The organism is Cohnella baijiui (genome assembly GCF_020731285.1).
In the GTDB taxonomy this organism is placed as follows: Bacteria; Bacillota; Bacilli; order Paenibacillales; family Paenibacillaceae; genus Cohnella.
This window is the reverse complement of record NZ_JAJFOW010000067.1, coordinates 1-15,704: the sequence shown is the minus strand read 5'-3', so window position 1 is coordinate 15,704 and position 15,704 is coordinate 1. Positions and strand designations below refer to the sequence as shown.

Annotated in this window: 17 protein-coding genes; 15 read left to right on the top strand and 2 right to left on the bottom strand. The window is 61.7% G+C overall.

Annotated elements, in window-relative coordinates; all coding sequences use genetic code 11:
- The first annotated feature begins 201 nt into the window (after positions 1-201).
- The 3 genes from yabN (at position 202) to LKX83_RS30830 (ending at position 2,436) form a co-directional block, all read left to right on the top strand.
- A complete protein-coding gene (gene yabN / locus LKX83_RS30840) occupies positions 202-1,683 on the top strand; it encodes a bifunctional methyltransferase/pyrophosphohydrolase YabN (RefSeq protein ID WP_227886938.1) in 1,482 nt (493 codons plus the stop codon).
- A gap of 195 nt (positions 1,684-1,878) precedes the next feature.
- Complete coding sequence (locus LKX83_RS30835) at positions 1,879-2,151, top strand: HU family DNA-binding protein (protein WP_227886937.1); 273 nt, start codon at positions 1,879-1,881, stop codon at positions 2,149-2,151.
- A 3-nt stretch (positions 2,152-2,154) separates the two neighbouring features.
- A complete protein-coding gene (locus LKX83_RS30830) occupies positions 2,155-2,436 on the top strand; it encodes an RNA-binding S4 domain-containing protein (RefSeq protein WP_227886935.1) in 282 nt (93 codons plus the stop codon).
- Positions 2,437-2,560: 124 nt separating this feature from the next.
- On the opposite strand, the gene LKX83_RS30825 is transcribed toward LKX83_RS30830, so the two are convergent.
- The gene (locus tag LKX83_RS30825) at positions 2,561-3,049 is read right to left on the bottom strand and encodes a hypothetical protein (RefSeq protein ID WP_227886934.1); all 489 of its coding nucleotides are present in this window, start codon (positions 3,047-3,049) and stop codon (positions 2,561-2,563) included.
- 304 nt (positions 3,050-3,353) lie between these two features.
- On the opposite strand from LKX83_RS30825, the gene LKX83_RS30820 reads away from it, so the two are divergent.
- From LKX83_RS30820 to LKX83_RS30775, 10 genes are all read left to right on the top strand, one after another.
- The gene (locus LKX83_RS30820) at positions 3,354-4,502 is read left to right on the top strand and encodes a serine hydrolase domain-containing protein (protein ID WP_227886932.1); all 1,149 of its coding nucleotides are present in this window, start codon (positions 3,354-3,356) and stop codon (positions 4,500-4,502) included.
- A gap of 12 nt (positions 4,503-4,514) precedes the next feature.
- On the top strand, positions 4,515-5,819 hold the full coding sequence (locus LKX83_RS30815) for a serine hydrolase domain-containing protein (protein WP_227886930.1): 1,305 nt from the start codon (positions 4,515-4,517) through the stop codon (positions 5,817-5,819).
- Complete coding sequence (locus LKX83_RS30810; protein WP_227886927.1) at positions 5,816-6,634, top strand: ABC transporter permease; 819 nt, start codon at positions 5,816-5,818, stop codon at positions 6,632-6,634. The genes LKX83_RS30815 and LKX83_RS30810 overlap by 4 nt, the downstream gene beginning before the upstream one ends.
- On the top strand, positions 6,631-7,413 hold the full coding sequence (locus tag LKX83_RS30805) for an ABC transporter permease (protein ID WP_227886925.1): 783 nt from the start codon (positions 6,631-6,633) through the stop codon (positions 7,411-7,413). Before LKX83_RS30810 ends, LKX83_RS30805 begins: the two co-directional genes overlap by 4 nt.
- Positions 7,414-7,434: 21 nt before the next feature.
- Positions 7,435-8,448 carry an ABC transporter ATP-binding protein gene (locus LKX83_RS30800; RefSeq protein WP_227886924.1) on the top strand — a complete coding sequence of 338 codons (1,014 nt, stop codon included), beginning with the start codon at positions 7,435-7,437 and terminating at the stop codon, positions 8,446-8,448.
- Between the two features lie 52 nt (positions 8,449-8,500).
- On the top strand, positions 8,501-9,193 hold the full coding sequence (locus LKX83_RS30795; protein WP_227886921.1) for a DNA alkylation repair protein: 693 nt from the start codon (positions 8,501-8,503) through the stop codon (positions 9,191-9,193).
- Positions 9,194-9,327: 134 nt separating this feature from the next.
- Positions 9,328-9,609, top strand: a complete 282-nt coding sequence (yabP, locus tag LKX83_RS30790) for a sporulation protein YabP (RefSeq protein WP_227886919.1) — start codon at positions 9,328-9,330, stop codon at positions 9,607-9,609.
- Positions 9,606-10,199, top strand: a complete 594-nt coding sequence (gene yabQ / locus LKX83_RS30785; RefSeq protein WP_227886917.1) for a spore cortex biosynthesis protein YabQ — start codon at positions 9,606-9,608, stop codon at positions 10,197-10,199. Before yabP ends, yabQ begins: the two co-directional genes overlap by 4 nt.
- A 151-nt stretch (positions 10,200-10,350) precedes the next feature.
- Entirely contained in the window at positions 10,351-10,671 is a 321-nt protein-coding gene (gene ftsL / locus LKX83_RS30780; protein WP_227886915.1) for a cell division protein FtsL, read from the top strand.
- Positions 10,672-10,908: 237 nt separating this feature from the next.
- On the top strand, positions 10,909-11,352 hold the full coding sequence (locus tag LKX83_RS30775; protein WP_227886913.1) for a S1 domain-containing RNA-binding protein: 444 nt from the start codon (positions 10,909-10,911) through the stop codon (positions 11,350-11,352).
- Between the two features lie 148 nt (positions 11,353-11,500).
- Here the strand turns inward: LKX83_RS30775 and LKX83_RS30770 are convergent, their stop codons facing one another.
- Positions 11,501-12,172, bottom strand: coding sequence for a peptidylprolyl isomerase (locus LKX83_RS30770; protein ID WP_370639159.1), 672 nt, complete (start codon positions 12,170-12,172; stop codon positions 11,501-11,503).
- Positions 12,173-12,586: 414 nt separating this feature from the next.
- Here LKX83_RS30770 and spoIIE point away from each other — a divergent pair, with 414 nt between their 5' ends.
- Together spoIIE and LKX83_RS30760 are read left to right on the top strand one after the other, a co-directional pair.
- On the top strand, positions 12,587-15,166 hold the full coding sequence (spoIIE, locus tag LKX83_RS30765) for a stage II sporulation protein E (protein ID WP_227886910.1): 2,580 nt from the start codon (positions 12,587-12,589) through the stop codon (positions 15,164-15,166).
- 1 nt (position 15,167) lies between these two features.
- A partial coding sequence (locus LKX83_RS30760; protein ID WP_227886908.1) for a hypothetical protein occupies positions 15,168-15,704 on the top strand: 537 nt, incomplete at its 3' end.

Sequence of the window (15,704 nt, the reverse complement as noted above, 5' to 3'; positions counted from 1 at the left end):
CTGGCCGCCACCGGCGCGGTCGGCCCGCGCGAGTGGCGGGCGCTGCCGGGCGTCGCCGGCTCGCGCCTCGAGCGCTGGCTGGCCCGCCTGCATCCGGGAGAGCGGCGGCTGCGCCGTACCGCGCCCGGCTCCGATTCCCGCTAAGAAGCGCATCCCCGATGCGAAGATTACATAAACGCCTTTACGAAAGGATGATCTGGCATGCCCCCCTCCCTCACGGTCGTCGGACTCGGCTCCGGCGGAGAAGACCAATTGACGCTCGGCATTCTGAAGACGCTGGAGGCCGCCCGGCTGCGCTATGCGCGCACGGAGGACCACCCGGCGATCCGGGACCTTCGGGCCCGCGGCATCGCATTCGAGCCGTTCGACGCGCTCTACGAACGGCATGACGCGTTCGAGCAAGTGTACGAAGACATCGCGGACACGCTGCTGCGTACTGCAGCGGAGCACCCGGACGAGCCTGTCGTTTACGCCGTCCCCGGCCATCCGATGGTCGCCGAGCGCGCCGTCCAGCTGCTGCGCAGCCGCGCGCCCGGAGCGGGCGTTTCCTTGCAAATTATGGGCGGCGAAAGCTTTCTCGACCAGGCGTTCGTCCGCCTCGGCTTCGATCCGATCGAGGGCTTTCAGCTGCTCGACGCATCCGAGCTGAGGCGCGAGCATCTTCGCCCGAGGTTGCATACGGTCATCGGACAAGTGTATGATGCCTACACGGCCTCCGATGCCAAGCTGACGCTCATGGCCGTCTATCCGGACGACCACGAGATCGTAGTCGGCCAGGCGCTCGGGGTGCCGGGGGAGGAGCGGATCCTCCGCATGCCGCTGCACGAGCTGGACCGGCTGGAGGCGTACGGGAACCTTACGCTCGTCTACGTGCCGGCGAGCGACGACGAGCGGCTCGCGCGCCGCTCGTTCGAGCGCCTCCACGAGATCGTCGCCATCCTGCGCAGTCCCGAAGGCTGCCCCTGGGATCGCGAGCAGACGCATCAGTCGATCCGGCGCAACTTTATCGAGGAGACGTACGAAGCGATCGAAGCGCTCGATCTCGACGATCCGGACGGCATGAAGGAGGAGTTCGGCGACGTTCTGCTGCAGGTGCTCTTGCACAGTCAGATGGAGGAGGAAGCGGGCGCCTTCGACGTTTTCGACGTGCTGGCCGAGCTGAACGACAAGCTGATCTTCCGCCACCCGCACGTCTTCGGCGGCGACGACGCGTCGGATGCCGAGGAAGCGCTGCGCAACTGGGAAGCGAGGAAGGCCGAGGAAAAGCGCCGCAAAGGTTTGCCCGAGCGCCAATCGGTGCTGGACGGCATCCCGAAGGATCTGCCCGCGCTGCCGCGGGCGCACAAGCTGCAGAAGAAGGCGGCCGGCGTCGGCTTCGACTGGCCGGATCTCGGCGGCGTGTTCGACAAAATCGCCGAGGAGCTCGAAGAGCTCAAGACGGCGGTCTCTAGCGAATCGGCCGAGCGCCAGCGCGACGAATTGGGAGACTTGCTGTTCGCGGTGGTGAACGCGGCCCGCTTTATCGAGGCGGATCCCGAAGAGGCGCTGGCCGGGACGAACCGCAAGTTCGCGAGCCGATTCCAGCATATCGAAGAGCGCCTACGTATAAGCGGGCGAACCTTTGACCAAACTGATTTACTAGAGATGGAAGGCTGGTGGCAAGAAGCCAAACAGCGTTCCTGATCGGTCCGAAGACCGCCAAATTCGGCACCGTTCAAGCATTTTCATGCTTTTTCGGTAAAAAAGTTTGGTCGTCATGCAGGATTTATTTAACAAAGACAGAATAGTTATCATCGTGCCCTACTCACAACCACGCTTTCTCGCGCCTAGCGCAAAGAAAAACATTAGATTTTTTATTCACGGGAGGAATATCAAACCATGAACAAGACCGATCTGATCAACAACATCGCAGAAAAAAGCGGCCTGACGAAAAAAGACGTCGAATCCGTCCTGAACGGCTTCCTGGGCGAAGTTACCGAAGCGCTCGCCAGCGGCGACAAAGTCCAACTGATCGGCTTCGGCACGTTCGAAACCCGCAGCCGTTCCGGCCGCGTTGGCCGCAACCCGCAAACGGGCAAGTCCATCACGATCGCCGCTTCCAAGGTTCCTGCCTTCAAAGCCGGCAACAAGCTGAAGGACGCCGTTAAGTAATTCATGCGTCTCGACAAGTTTTTGAAGGTGTCGCGCCTCATCAAGCGCCGCACCGTTGCGAAGGACGTGTCCGATCAAGGGCGCGTCCTTCTCAATGGTCGGGAAGCGAAGCCGAGCGCCGACATCAAAATCGGCGACGAGCTGGAAATCCAATACGGGCAGCGCATCCTGACGGTCCGCGTGGAGAGGCTGGCGGAATCGACGAAGAAGGAAGACGCGGAAGGGCTGTACACGGTCCTGAAGGAAGAAGTCCGCAAGCGTGAGGACGACGGGTTGCTATTGTGATAGGACGGGCCCTGCTTCGGCCGCAAGTTAAATTCGATATGCGATGATGACCTTCCCCGAATCCGCGGGAAGGTCTTCTTTTGGTTTGGCGGGCACGATTCGTAAGACGGACACAATTCCCGTCTTAAGGCGTCACGGGTACGCCCATCGATTTTAAATCGTCGAAGTACCACGTCTTGTAACCGTCTATCGGCCGATCTGTCGCCCCCTCAACGCCCGGTCCGTAATAGTCGGAAGTATATTGGTAATCGGCCTTGTCCTTATGCGTGCCGTAGAAGCGAATGATCATGTTCGGATACCGGCGGTCGTCCTTGTCGTAATGTTTAAAGTAGGACTCTTCGATGGCGGTCATCTGGAACTCCTGAGAAAGAATGAGCGCTTTCGTCTTCAAGAAGATTTCCTTGTCTGCCTCTCGGTCCGGCTTCCGGCTCAGATGGTAGTTAAACGCGACTTGAGTGGGTGCCATTTGGATTTTGAGATCTTTAATTTCCTTATGCTCCGAACGAACCATTTTCTTAAATTCGGTCAATTGTTGGGTTTGGACGTTCTTATGGGTCGTGCAGCCGGACAAAAGAAATAGAAGGGCCAACAACGTTGCCGCGAATATCCTCACCGGGAACCCTCCTTCAAAGTCAAAGGATAGCGCTATGGAGAAACCATAGCACTATCCTTATTTTATAGCTATTTTTATTGGAAATACATCACTCCGCTCTGGACAATTGGTATTCATAGAGCGTTGACACCACAATTTTCCTATTGGTTGCATTCCTCGGAGCGTATGCTTTGAATTTCTCATCCCAGTCCTCCGTTTAGAAAACCTTTAATGGACAGACGAACGTGTGATCGCGTAAAATAGGGTCACTTCCTGGCTATTGTCATCATGTACCAAATTGAACGAGAGGATTTGGTATGAATTGATGGAGACGACTGCGTTACATCATGGCCAGACGGACACCGGCCCGGAGGAAACGGGCTACGATTCGGCCGCCCTGCGGCGGCTGAACGAACATTATGCGGCGTTGATCGCCGACGGGACGCTCCAGGGCGCATCCTACCTGCTGGCGCGGGACGGCCGTATCTTCGCCCATTCGGCAATGGGCAAACGTTCCTACCGGGAAGACGGCCCCGACCTGCTGCCGGATACCATCCGCAAGACTTACTCCATCACGAAGATGGTGACCGCCGCCGCCATCCTGCAGCTGATCGATCGCGGCCAGATCTATCTTAACCAGCCGGTCTGCACCATCCTGCCCCCCTTCGATACACCCATGCACCGCGACATTACGATTTTCCATCTCTTGACGCACACTTCCGGCATGAGGCCGGATCCGGGCTTCCGCGAGGAGCCGCACCAACTCCCTTGGTTCGAATGGGGGATCCGCGAGCGTCGGCGGATCGACCCTGGCGCCGATTGGATCCGAATCGCCATGAGCGGGCCTCTTACCGCCGAGACGGGCAAGGAATGGCAGTACTCGACGGTCGGCTACGCCCTCTTAGGCGAGGTCGTCAGCCGCGTGTCCGGCCTGTCCTACGCGGAATATATCGAGCAGGAGATCCTGATTCCGCTCGGCATGAACCGTTCCTACCTCCTGATCCCCGAGGGAATGCGGTCCGAAGTGTGCGTCACCAGTCCGTGGGAAGAGCGGAACCTGGACAAGACCTCTTTTGAATCCGGCGAGCCGCCGACGGCCGGCAACGGCATGTACGCGAGCCTGCGGGATCTGTACCGTTTCGGCCAGATGCTGCTAAACGGAGGCGGCTTGGACGGCAAGACGATTCTTTCCCCGCGAGCAGTCGCCCTCATGACCCGCAACCACCTGTCCGGCGTCCGGATGCAGGGCTGGGGCGCGAACGAGCGGAATTTCCGCTACGGCCTCGGCGTCTCCCTGGACGATCTGGACCTATGCTCGCCGGGCACTTTCAGCCATGAAGGCTACGGCCGCAGCGGGCTGTACGTCGATCCGCAGGAGCGGCTCGTCTTTGCCTATCTGGCGCCGAGCCGCAGCGATTATTCGGAAGCCGCCGTCGTTGCGCCCAAGGCCATCGTCTGGTCGGGTATTCAATAGGGGGACCGGGACATGCCAATCGTAGAAACGCTTAACCGGTGGACGCCGCAAGAGGCCGGATTCCGCCCGGAGGCGCTGGCCGCGTTAGACGAGCATTTTCGCAAGCTGATCGCCGATCGCAGGATGCAATGCGGGTCCTACTTGCTCGCGCGGGAAGGTCGAATCTTCGCGGAGGCGGCGTTCGGGAGCCGGACGTTCCGAGCGGGATCGGCATCCGGATCGGAATCGGTAGCCGTAGCAGAATCGTCCTCGGGAACGGACTCGTCCCCGGCAGCGGACTTGGAAGCCGCCCCGCGGTCGAGATTGGGCCCAGCTTCGGAAGACGACCTGCTGCGGACCGACTCCATCCGGCGGATCGCCTCGATCACGAAGCTGTTCGTGGCCGTGGGCATCTTTCAACTGATCGAGCAGGGCAAGCTGAACTTGCGCCAACCGGTCTCGCACTGGATCGAGGAGTTCAAGCATCCGAAGTACGCGGGGATTCGCATCTGGCATCTCCTGACCCACACATCGGGCATCTGGCCGGATCCGGGCTACTATACCGAGCCGTACCCGTTCGGCTCTTGGGACGTGCGCTTCGCTTTCGAGCCCGATACGGAAGGCCCGTTCGCCGTGAAGGACGAGGAGGAGGCGCTCCGGCTACGCAAGTCCGCCTGGATCCGCGCGATGCTCTCCGGCAGCCCGGGCGGCGAGCCTGGCCGGGAGTGGCGATACTCGTCGATCGGGTACTCAGTGTTGGGCGAGATCATCAGCCGCGCCAGCGGGATGCCGTTCGAGACGTATATTCTACGGCATATCACGGAGCCGCTAGGCATGTCGCGCACATTCTTCGAGGTGCCGGAGGCGCTGCACGGAGAAGTATGCGTCACGAACGATTGGGACGAACGGCGCCTGACCGACCTGCGGGACCGCACGTTCGACCCGCCCCGGGCGGGAGGCGGGCTGCATTCGACGCTCGGGGACCTGTTCAAGTTCGGTCAGATGCTGCTGGATAACGGCGTCTACGGCGGTACGCGCATCCTCTCCCGCAAGTCCGTCGAGCGCATGACCCGGGACCATCTCGCCGGACAGGACGTGTTCGGCTTCTGTTGGGGCGGACGCGTTCCCGCGATGAAGCACGGACTGGGGCCGGGCTTGACGGGAGACGACGAGTGGTACTCGCCGGGTTCCTACGGCCACGAAGGCGCAGGCCGCAGCAAGCTGCTCATCGATCCGATCCGCCGCGCCGTCGTCGTCTACTTCGTGCCGTCGAATCTCGACTGGGTGCCGGAGTCGCTCCTGATGACGAACAACCTGATCGGAGCGGGTTGGCAATGAACCCAGCCGTCCACCTGTGGCATGCCGTACGAGCCATAGGATTCGCCACCTACAAGGAATGGGCCGCCTATCGTTCCCACATGGCGGTCTCCTTGTTGGTCGGACCGGTCTACTTTCTCGTGCAATACATGATCTGGCATGCGATCTATGAAGGCAAAGACACGATCAACGGCCTGACGTTGGCGCAGATGCTGTCCTACTTCGGCATCGCCGCCGTCGTCAATTACTTCACGTTCGACTTCGCGGACTGGAACCTGCAGATGCTGGTCCGGACCGGGAAGTTCGTCACCTTCGCGCTGCGTCCGATGCCGCACTGGCTGTTCGCGCTCGCTCAGAAGCTCGGGCATCGGTCCCTGGGCTTCGCGATCGAATGCGCGCCGGTCTTCCTCATCTTCCTGTTCGTCTTTCATATCGACCTGAAGCCCGCCGCCCCGGGGTGGGCGGCGATCTCCATCGCGCTCAGCTTCCTGATGAACTTCATGGTCAATTACTGCGTCGGACTGACCGCGTTCTGGCTGGTGCGCGCGGAGGGCGTAAGGCGGGTCTTCCTGCTCCTCAAGGACATCAGCGCGGGCTTGTTCGTGCCGTTGTCCTTTTTCCCGGGATGGGCGCAGCATGTGCTGTTCTATCTCCCGTTCCAGTTCATCACGTACGTCCCGACCCGGGTGTACGTCGGCAAGTACGAGCTCGCGGGCATGCATCTGTCCCTGCCGGGCGTCGTCGGGCTGCAAGCCGGCGCGACCGCGCTCGTAGCCGGCTTGATGCTGCTCCTGTACCGCCAAGCGTTGAGACGGTTTACGGGGGTGGGCGTATGATCGGCGTGCTCACGTGCATCGGCGTCGTGCTGCGAACGAAGCTGGCCGCGCAGATGGCTTACCGGAGCCACTTCGTGCTGAGCGTCCTGCTGCTCATCGTAGGCGATCTGCTCGTGCCGATGATCACCGTGCTGGTCTACCGGTCCGGCGCTTCGCTGCCGGGATGGACGCTGCACGAGGCGCTGCTGGTGCAGGGCATATTCGGCTTGGCGAAGGGGATCGCGTTCCCGCTCTTTTTCGGCATGGTCGGCACTACGCTCTCCCAGGTGCGGGAGGGCACCTTCGACCTGCTGCTGCTGAAGCCGCGGCCGACTCTGTTCATGACGATGTTGAGCGGCATCGACCCGGACGACTTCGGCCGCTTGGTCAGCGGGGGCGTGTTGTTCGGCTACGCGATCTCGGGCATCCGGACGCCCAGTCCGGTTCAATGGCTGCTGTTTGCGGCCTGGTTCCTCGTATCGCTGGCGGTTCTGTTCGCCTTCTCGCTGCTGCTGTCGGGCCTGCTGTTCCGCTGGGTCGGGAGCAGCCGGGTCTACGATATCTTCGACTCGGTGACGAGCTTCGGGATGTATCCCGGCACCATCTACGCCAAGTCGTTCCAGCAGCTGCTCACCTACGTCGTCCCGGTCGGCCTGATCGCGTTCGTGCCGGCTTCCTCGCTGCTCGGCCGCGCGGGCGGGGGATATGCGTGGGCTGCGGCGTCAGCGGCGTTGTTCCTGTTGGCTGGGATCTTCTATTGGCATCGGATGCTGCGCGGCTATACGAGCGCCGGAGGCTAATCCGGAGGGGGAAACGCAAGCATGATCGAAGTGAACCGTCTCACCAAGAGCTATATGACGCATGAACGCGGACATACGCTGCGCGAGATCGCGTCGAATCTGATCCGCAGGCCGGTCCGGGAGGTTCGCGCCGTAGACGGGATCTCGTTCTCCGTCGGCCGGGGAGAGATCGTCGCCTTCCTGGGCCCAAACGGCGCAGGCAAGTCGACGACGCTGAAGATGCTGACCGGCGTGCTCCACCCGACTTCAGGAGAGGCGAGCGTCATGGGCATGGTGCCCTGGAGACAGCGCAGCGCCTACGTGAAGCGCATCGGGGCCGTATTCGGGCAGAAGTCCCAGCTGCTCTGGGATATCCCGCCGATCGACGCATTTTATATGAACAAAGCTATCTACGGCGTCCCGGAGCCGGCCTACCGCCGAACGCTGGACCAACTGGTCGAGCTTCTGGACGTGGGAGATCTCATCCGCAAGCCGACCCGGCAGCTCTCGCTGGGCGAACGCATGAAATGCGAATTCATCATGGCGATGCTGCATCAGCCGGACCTCGTATTCCTGGACGAGCCGACGATCGGCCTCGACATGATCGCCAAGGAGCGTATCCGCGGCTTCATCGCCGACATGAACCGCCAGGGCGTCACCTTCATCCTGACGACGCACGACTTGGACGACGTTGAAGCGCTGGCGCGACGGGCGATCGTCATCAACCGCGGCGAGATCGTCTTCGATGACGAGCTCCATGTCCTGCGCGGCCGCTTGGGCGGCCGCAAGGCCATCCGCGTCACGACCGAGACGCGGCTGCCCGACGCGCCGCTGCCCGGCGTCGAGATCGTCCGGCGCGCGCACGCGCTGGAGGCCGACATCGAGATCGATACCGCGGTTCTCCCGCTCAAGCGGCTCATCGGCGAGCTGAACGACCGGTACGGCATCCACGATATGTCCATCGAGCCGCTGTCGATCGAGACGGTGATCAAGGAATTGTATCTCGGACCGGTCGAACGGGAATCCGCCGCATCGACTGCGAGGCGCGGAGAATGAGAGACAAGCAAGACCCTAACGAAGAGTATGCCTATAGAGAGGGAGGCTGTCCATGAACAAGTCGATCGACCCCGAAGCCTACGTCGCCGATCTGGCGTCGTTGCTGCGCGCGCATGCCAATCCTGCCGAAGCCGTCCGGATGGCGGCCTATATGAAGAACCGCTATCCCTTCTTCGGCATCAAGTCGCCCGCGCGCGAGGCGCTGACCCGGCAGTTCGCCGCCGAACGCGGCATCCCCGAAGGAGAGGCGCTGGAGCGCGTAGTCTTGGCGCTATGGGCGCAGCCGGAGCGGGAGCTGCAGAACGTCGCCATGTCCTTGCTGGAAAGACGAATCAAACGGGCGGACCGGGGACTGGCGGACCTGCTGGAACGGCTGATCGCGGACAAGTCATGGTGGGACACCGTTGACATGCTCGCGGGCAAGCTGGCGGGCACGCTGTTCGCCAAGTACCCGGATCTGATCCCGGCGTACCCCGACCGCTGGATCCTTTCCGACAACTTATGGCTACGGCGCTCCGCGCTGCTCTTCCAGCTGGCCTATCGGGAGCGGACCGACACGGATCGGTTGTTCCGCTATATCCGGCTTTGCGCGGGAGAAACGGACTTTTTCATCCGCAAGGCGATCGGCTGGGCGCTCCGGCAGTACGCCCGTACGGACGCGGATGCCGTGCGCGCGTTCGTCCGCGAGACGTCGCTGTCCCCGCTTAGCGCGAAGGAGGCGCTGAAGCACATCGGCGCCGAGTAAAGCCCCTCCTCATCCGCTTTTTTCTTCCCTGCGTCTTTTCGTTTTTTCCTCCTCGTCTCCGCCGCTCCTCCCCGTCAAGCTTGTTCTATTCCGACACCCCCTCCCATATGCTAGTCTCAAAGGAGGGACGTGCCATGGACCAAGGCAAGAGCGGCAAGCGGCAGGAAATCCGCATGCAGAACCGCAAGCTGATGGACATCACCGGGGTGAGCAACGTCGAGAGCTTCGACAACGAGGAATTTCTCCTCGATACGGAGTGCGGGTTCCTGGCGGTGCGCGGACAGAACCTTCACATGAAGAACTTGAGCCTGGAACAAGGGCTGGTGTCGATCGAGGGGTACATCAATTCCCTCGTCTATCTGGACGGCAACACCGGCGGCAAATCGAAAGGCTTGTTCGGGAAGTTGTTCAAGTGAACGCGGCAGTCCATTGGGCCACCATCGGAGCCATGGTGCTGTGCGGGCTCGGGATGGGGGTCCTCTTTGACGTCTACCGGGTCGCGAGCCGTCGCCTCCGCGTTTCCCGCTGGCTGCTGCCTGCGCTCGATCTGCTCTACTGGGTGGCCGCAACGATCGTCGTCTTCCGCGTGCTGCTCACGAGCAACTACGGCGAGGTGCGCCTGTACGTCTTCCTTGGGCTCGGCATCGGGATAACCGGCTACTTCGGCTTGTTCAGCCCGCTCGTCATCAAGCTGACATCCTGGACGATCTCCTTCCTGGGCAAACTGGCCCATTTTTTCTGGCGCGCGTTCCGCACGCTGCTGCTGAATCCCCTCCGCTGGATCGTCCGGACGCTGGCCCGCCTGCTCGACATCCTGTTCATCGTGACGGCTGCGATCCTCCTGTGGACGTTCCGGCTGCTGCTGAAGCCGCTAGCGCCGCCTGGGCGCTGGCTGTGGGCAAGGCTGCTGCCGGTCCGAAAATTCGCGAGAAGGGTCCAGGCGAAGTTTCAAGCGATCGGCAAGCGGGTAAAGGAAATCTGGGAGCTTCTCCAGAAGAAGCTCTGATTCGTCTGTTTGCGGGGAGATCGTCCCTTCGACAGGGCTCGCCCCAAACACCTAAGCCCGAAGAAGGATATGTTGCTGACCCCAATTTATGCTATAATAGTCGCGACTAAATTAGGCGGAGACTAGAACAAGAGGAGGGGAAGCAACAGCGATGGCTGCCAGCAACGCGTCCACACCTACACCGGCCTCGGTCGGCGCGAAGCGTCGTCTGAAGCTGCTGCTCTTCGTCGTCGTCTTGTTTCTGAGTTGGGCTGCCTATACCCTGATCGTGCAGCAGTACCACACGGGCGAGCGGAACAGCCAGCTGCAGGCGGCGAAGGACAAGCTCACCGAGGTTCAGCAGAAGAACGAACAGCTCCAAAAGGAGATCGAGCGGCTGAACGACGACGAGTACATCGGACAGATCGCCAGGCAGCAAGGACTGGGCTTGCCGGGCGAGAAGCCGATCCAGATGGAGAAGCCCTCTCCATAAAACCCGCGAGACCAAGCGTGGACCGGGACGACCGTCTGTTGACCTTGCTTTTCGCAATCGGTTATAATCGGCATAGCCGGACTTATCCAAAGTAAAAACGAGCTCGCTATCCTCCTTGGAGGGCGATACGTTTTTATGTAGACGATCCAGAAGAACGACACCGCTCGCCCTTCGGATCGGAATACAAAGCCGATTCACGTCTCGGCACACTTTGTTCAGGGAGGAACATCGGTTTTTATGGCCATCGAAGTGGGCTCCAAGTTGGAGGGTAAAGTAACCGGTATTACGCATTTCGGAGCTTTCGTGGATCTGTCGGGAGGCGTGACGGGTCTCGTGCACATCTCCGAGATCGCAGACAGCTATGTTAAGGACGTTCACGAGCATTTGAAGATTAACGACATGGTCACCGTCAAGGTCATCAACGTGGACAAAGACGGAAAGATCGGGCTGTCCATCCGGCAGGCGGTAGACAGACCGCCAGAGCAGCAGCAACAGCTGCCGCCACGCGGGCCACGCGGCGGAGGCGATCGCGGCGGAAGGAACTTCAGACCCGGCGGGCCTGGCCGTGCCACTTTCGAGGACAAGGTGTCTCGCTTCCTGAAAGACAGCGAAGAGCGCATTTCCAACTTGAAGAAGAGCACCGAATCCAAACGCGGCGGACGCGGCGGACGTCGTTCGTAAGCCGATCCCGCGATTATAGAAGCCTTTCCGAGCCGGACCCATGGGGTCCGGCTTATTTGTGTTTTTGGCGGCTGCCGGCCGCTCGAAACGGAAGGAGGCGCCCTCATCCCGAGGGCGCCTCCGGTCTTGCGTATGGGCGTTCACCGGATCAGGAAGCTTTCTCCGGTTCCGGGTAAGAGACGCCGTGCGTGTCTACGGTGACCTTTTTCATGGTCGGCATCTTGATGGGCTTGTCCTGCGGACCTGTCTCTACGTTGACGATCTCGTCGACGGTCTCCATGCCCGAGGTGACGACGCCGAAGGCGGCATACTGGCCGTCCAGCGTCTTGGATTGATTCACCATGATAAAAAATTGGGAGCCTGCGGTGTCATTGCTCTGCGCCGTGCGGGCCATCGAAATGACGCCGCGGGTATGCAGCAGGTCGTTCTTGAAGCCGTTGGCCGAGAACTCGCCCTTGATCGTATAGCCGGGACCTCCCATGCCGTTGCCATCCGGGTCTCCGCCCTGAATCATGAAGCCCGGGATGACGCGGTGAAAGCCGAGTCCGTCGTAAAAGCCTTTTTTGGCGAGCGAGATGAAGTTATTGACCGTATTCGGCGCGACCTGGGGATACAGCTCCAATGTGATTTTTTTGCCGCTGTCCATCTCGATCGTGACGGTCGGATTCGGACCGGCCGACGCGCTCGGCGCGGCGCCTGCCGAGGAGCCGGGAGCCGCCGGCGTATCGTTTGCATTGCGCTTCCCGCAGCCGGCCGCCAGCATGGAGACCGTCAGGATGAGCAAAATCATCGTTAAGAATCGTCGGTTGGTGTGAGTCAAGCGGTTGTGCCTCCTCTGATGTTGATGCCACCCGTATCATAGCATACAACCGTTCGCGAACAGAAGAGAGGAACCTTTCGGATCCGCGAAAAAACAGGGAGACTTATTTCGCCTTTGTGCGGCAAAGGCGTGCGAATGCCGTCTGCGGCGCGTTGGCGAATCGCCGTCGGATGACGGCGTTTTCCGTCCGGGGAGGGCGGGAGCGAGGGAGGGCGCGCGTCCCAGGAAGAGCCGCCGAGCCGTTCAGCCGCGCGGGTTTGGCGGAGATGGCCGGATTGTCGCAAAGGCGCGTCCGGATCTGTCGGAAAAAACTTTTCGTTCGCCAACGCCGTCTGACAAACTTCATAAATGGACGCTCCTATAATTAGAGGCACTCACTCTTTTGAGGAATCGAGAAACGAGGTGCATTCATTTATGGACAAGCCGTCCGTCATCCCGTTCGTACCGCGTTCCGGCCCGCACGGGCAGCAGGAGCCGGCGAGCGGGAAAAGGAGAGCAAGGCAATGGTTCACGAGGCGGCAGGCCCGCAAGGCGCGCGAGGCGCAGACGGCGCAGCCGGCCGCGGCAAAAGAAGGACGGTGGGTCCGGTGGCAGCGATCGATTCGCGAGCAGCGGTGGCTGGCAATGGTGCTGATCCTCGGCTTTTTGTTAGGCCGCGCTTCTATGTTGGAGGGAATTGCGCCATTTGCGGCGGCGTACTTCGGCGTCACGCTCTATTTGCGCAGGGAGCAGGCTTTTTGGGCGGCGCTTGCCTTGATCGGCGGGAGCTTTTGGGCGGCACATGCGGCGCCGATTGTGATCGTCGCGGAGATCGGCGTCATCTATTTGCTGTTTCGCGGCTTGGAGGCTTATGAGCGGGCGGACTTGTCCCACGCGCCGATCGTCGTCTTCGCGTCCGATCTGCTCGTTCGGTTGTTCCATACGATGATGATGGAGAAAACGGGCTGGCTGCCCTATGCGCTCACGGCGGTAGAGGCGGGGCTGTCGCTCGTGCTGACGCTGCTCTTCGTTCACGCGCTGCCGATCCTGGCCAAGCCTTCGCGGTCGGTTAGGCTGCGTCACGAGGAATGGATCGGGCTCATGATCCTGATCGCTTCGGTCATGACGGGCTTCGTCGGCTGGACCGTCTACGGCGTTGCGATGGCGGCGGTGCTGACGCGCTACGTCGTGCTGCTCTTCGCCTTGTCCGCGGGCCCTGCGCTTGGCACCTCGGCGGGCGTCGTAGCCGGCATCATCCTCAGCCTTTCCGATTTGGGCGCCGTGCCCCAGATCAGCTTGCTGGCATTCGGCGGACTCCTGGCGGGACTGCTCCGCGAAGGCGGCAAAGCGGCGGCGGTGTTCGGACTGCTGCTCGGCACGTCGGTACTGGCGCTGTACACGGGCAATACGGCGGAGACGATGGCTTCGGTCTGGGCTTCGGTAGCGGCCTCCCTGCTGCTGTTCCTCACGCCGCGGTCCTGGACGGACTCTATTGCAAAATATGTGCCGGGCACCTCGAATTATGCACAAAATCAGCAGGAGTACGCACAAAAAGTTCGGGACCTGACGGCGGCGCGCGTGGAGCGGTTCTCGGAAGTGTTCCGTCAGCTATCGAGCAGCTTCCGCCAGATGACGCAGGCCGGAGAGACGGCGCGGCAGCATCAGGACTTCAACCATTTCATCAACGCGGTCCACGAACGCAACTGCGGCACGTGCCACAAGCGTGGTCAGTGCTGGGACGGTCAATTTTTTCAAACCTACAAGCTCATGACGGACCTGATGACGTCGGTCGAGGAGCATCCGGACATGTCGGCGAACAGCGTCCCGAAGCCGTGGCACCGCCAATGCGTGAAGATCCCGCAGGTGCTCGACACGTTGAAGCGCCAGTACGAGCTGTACCGCCACGACCTTCATTGGCGGACGCAGCTGCAGGACAGCCGTCTGCTCGTCGCCGAGCAGCTGTCCGGCGTCTCGCAGGTCATGGACGATCTGGTCAAGGAAATCCGGCGCGAGGCCCAGGAGCAGAGCCACCACGAAGAGCAGATCCGCGACGCGCTCGATCGGCTGGGACTGGCCATTCAACATATCGACATTATCAGTTTGGAGGAGGGACATATCGAGATCGAAATGGTTCACGCCTTTCGGCCGGGGTTTGACGAGTGCCGCAAAATCGTCGCGCCGCTGCTCTCCGAAATTCTCGGCGAAACCGTATCGGTGCGGTACGAGCGAAGCCACGAGCAAGGGGGGCATCTGACGACGGTGACCTTCGCTTCGGCCAAGGCGTTCGAAGTCGAGACCGGCGTCGCCGGAGCGGCCAAGGACGGCGATCTGCTGTCGGGCGACAGCTTCAGCATGATCGAGCTCGGGACGGGCAAGTTCGCGGTTGCGCTGAGCGACGGCATGGGCAACGGGGCGCGTGCCCGGATGGAGAGCAGCGCGGCGCTGTCGATGCTGGAGCAATTGCTCCAGTCGGGCATCGACGAGCAGCTTGCGATCAAGTCGGTCAATTCCGTGCTGCTGCTGCGTTCGCCGGAGGAGATGTTCGCGACCGTCGATCTCGCGCTCATCGACCTCTACTCCGCCCATGCGACGCTGCTCAAGATCGGCTCGACGCCGAGCTTTATCAAGCGCGGCCGGGAAGTCATTCCGATCGCCGCGAACAACCTGCCGATCGGCATTTTGCAGGACATCGAGATCGACGTGCTGCGGGTGCAGCTGCAGCCGGGCGATACGCTCGTCATGATGACCGACGGCATCCTCGATTCGCCCGGACATGCCGTCCATGCGATGAACAAGGAGCTGTGGATGAAGCGGGTGCTCCAGGAGATCGAGAGCGACGATCCGCAGGAGCTGGCCGACAGCTTGCTCGACACGGCGCTGCGGCAATTTCCCGGCGGCGGCATCCGGGACGACATGACGGTCATCGTCACGCGCATCAGCAAGCACCAGCCCGAATGGGCGACATTCCGCTGGCCGGGCCTGTCCCGGCTCGAGCGACCGAGGACGGTGAGCTGACATGGAGAAACGGACGGAGAAGCGGACCGGCGGCATGGGACGGCGGACGGAGGTTCAGAGCGCGGCGATTTCGGGTAAAAAGGGGGAGAAGTGCATGACGACTAATAAGCTGGAGCGTGCGAACGGTACGGTGGAAGGGCAAGGGATGAACGCGGCAATGGAGGTTCGCGAGGCGGTGGCGGCGCGGCCGAAGCCCGGGCGGGGAACGGAGGGCAAGCGGCTCGTGCGGGCGGCCGAAGCGAAGCTGCTCCGCGAAGACGGCCTTGCGGAAATCCGGGGTGCCAAGCTCGCGGGCGGCAAGCGGCCGGTGGGCCGGATCGCGGTCCGCGCGACGGTCGTAGCGCCGATGGAAGCGGCTAGGTCGGACGCGCTGCCGCGGAGCATCAAGCTGCCGGGCGCGGTGCTGGCCGCTTTGCTCGGCGACCGGCTCGAAGCCGGGGAGCGCGGCTTGACCGCGCCCGCCGAGCCGGCTGCGTCCGGCGGCGCGCGCGCGGAGGCGCAGGCGCCGGAAGCCCGCCGCGTGAAGGGCTTTACGCCC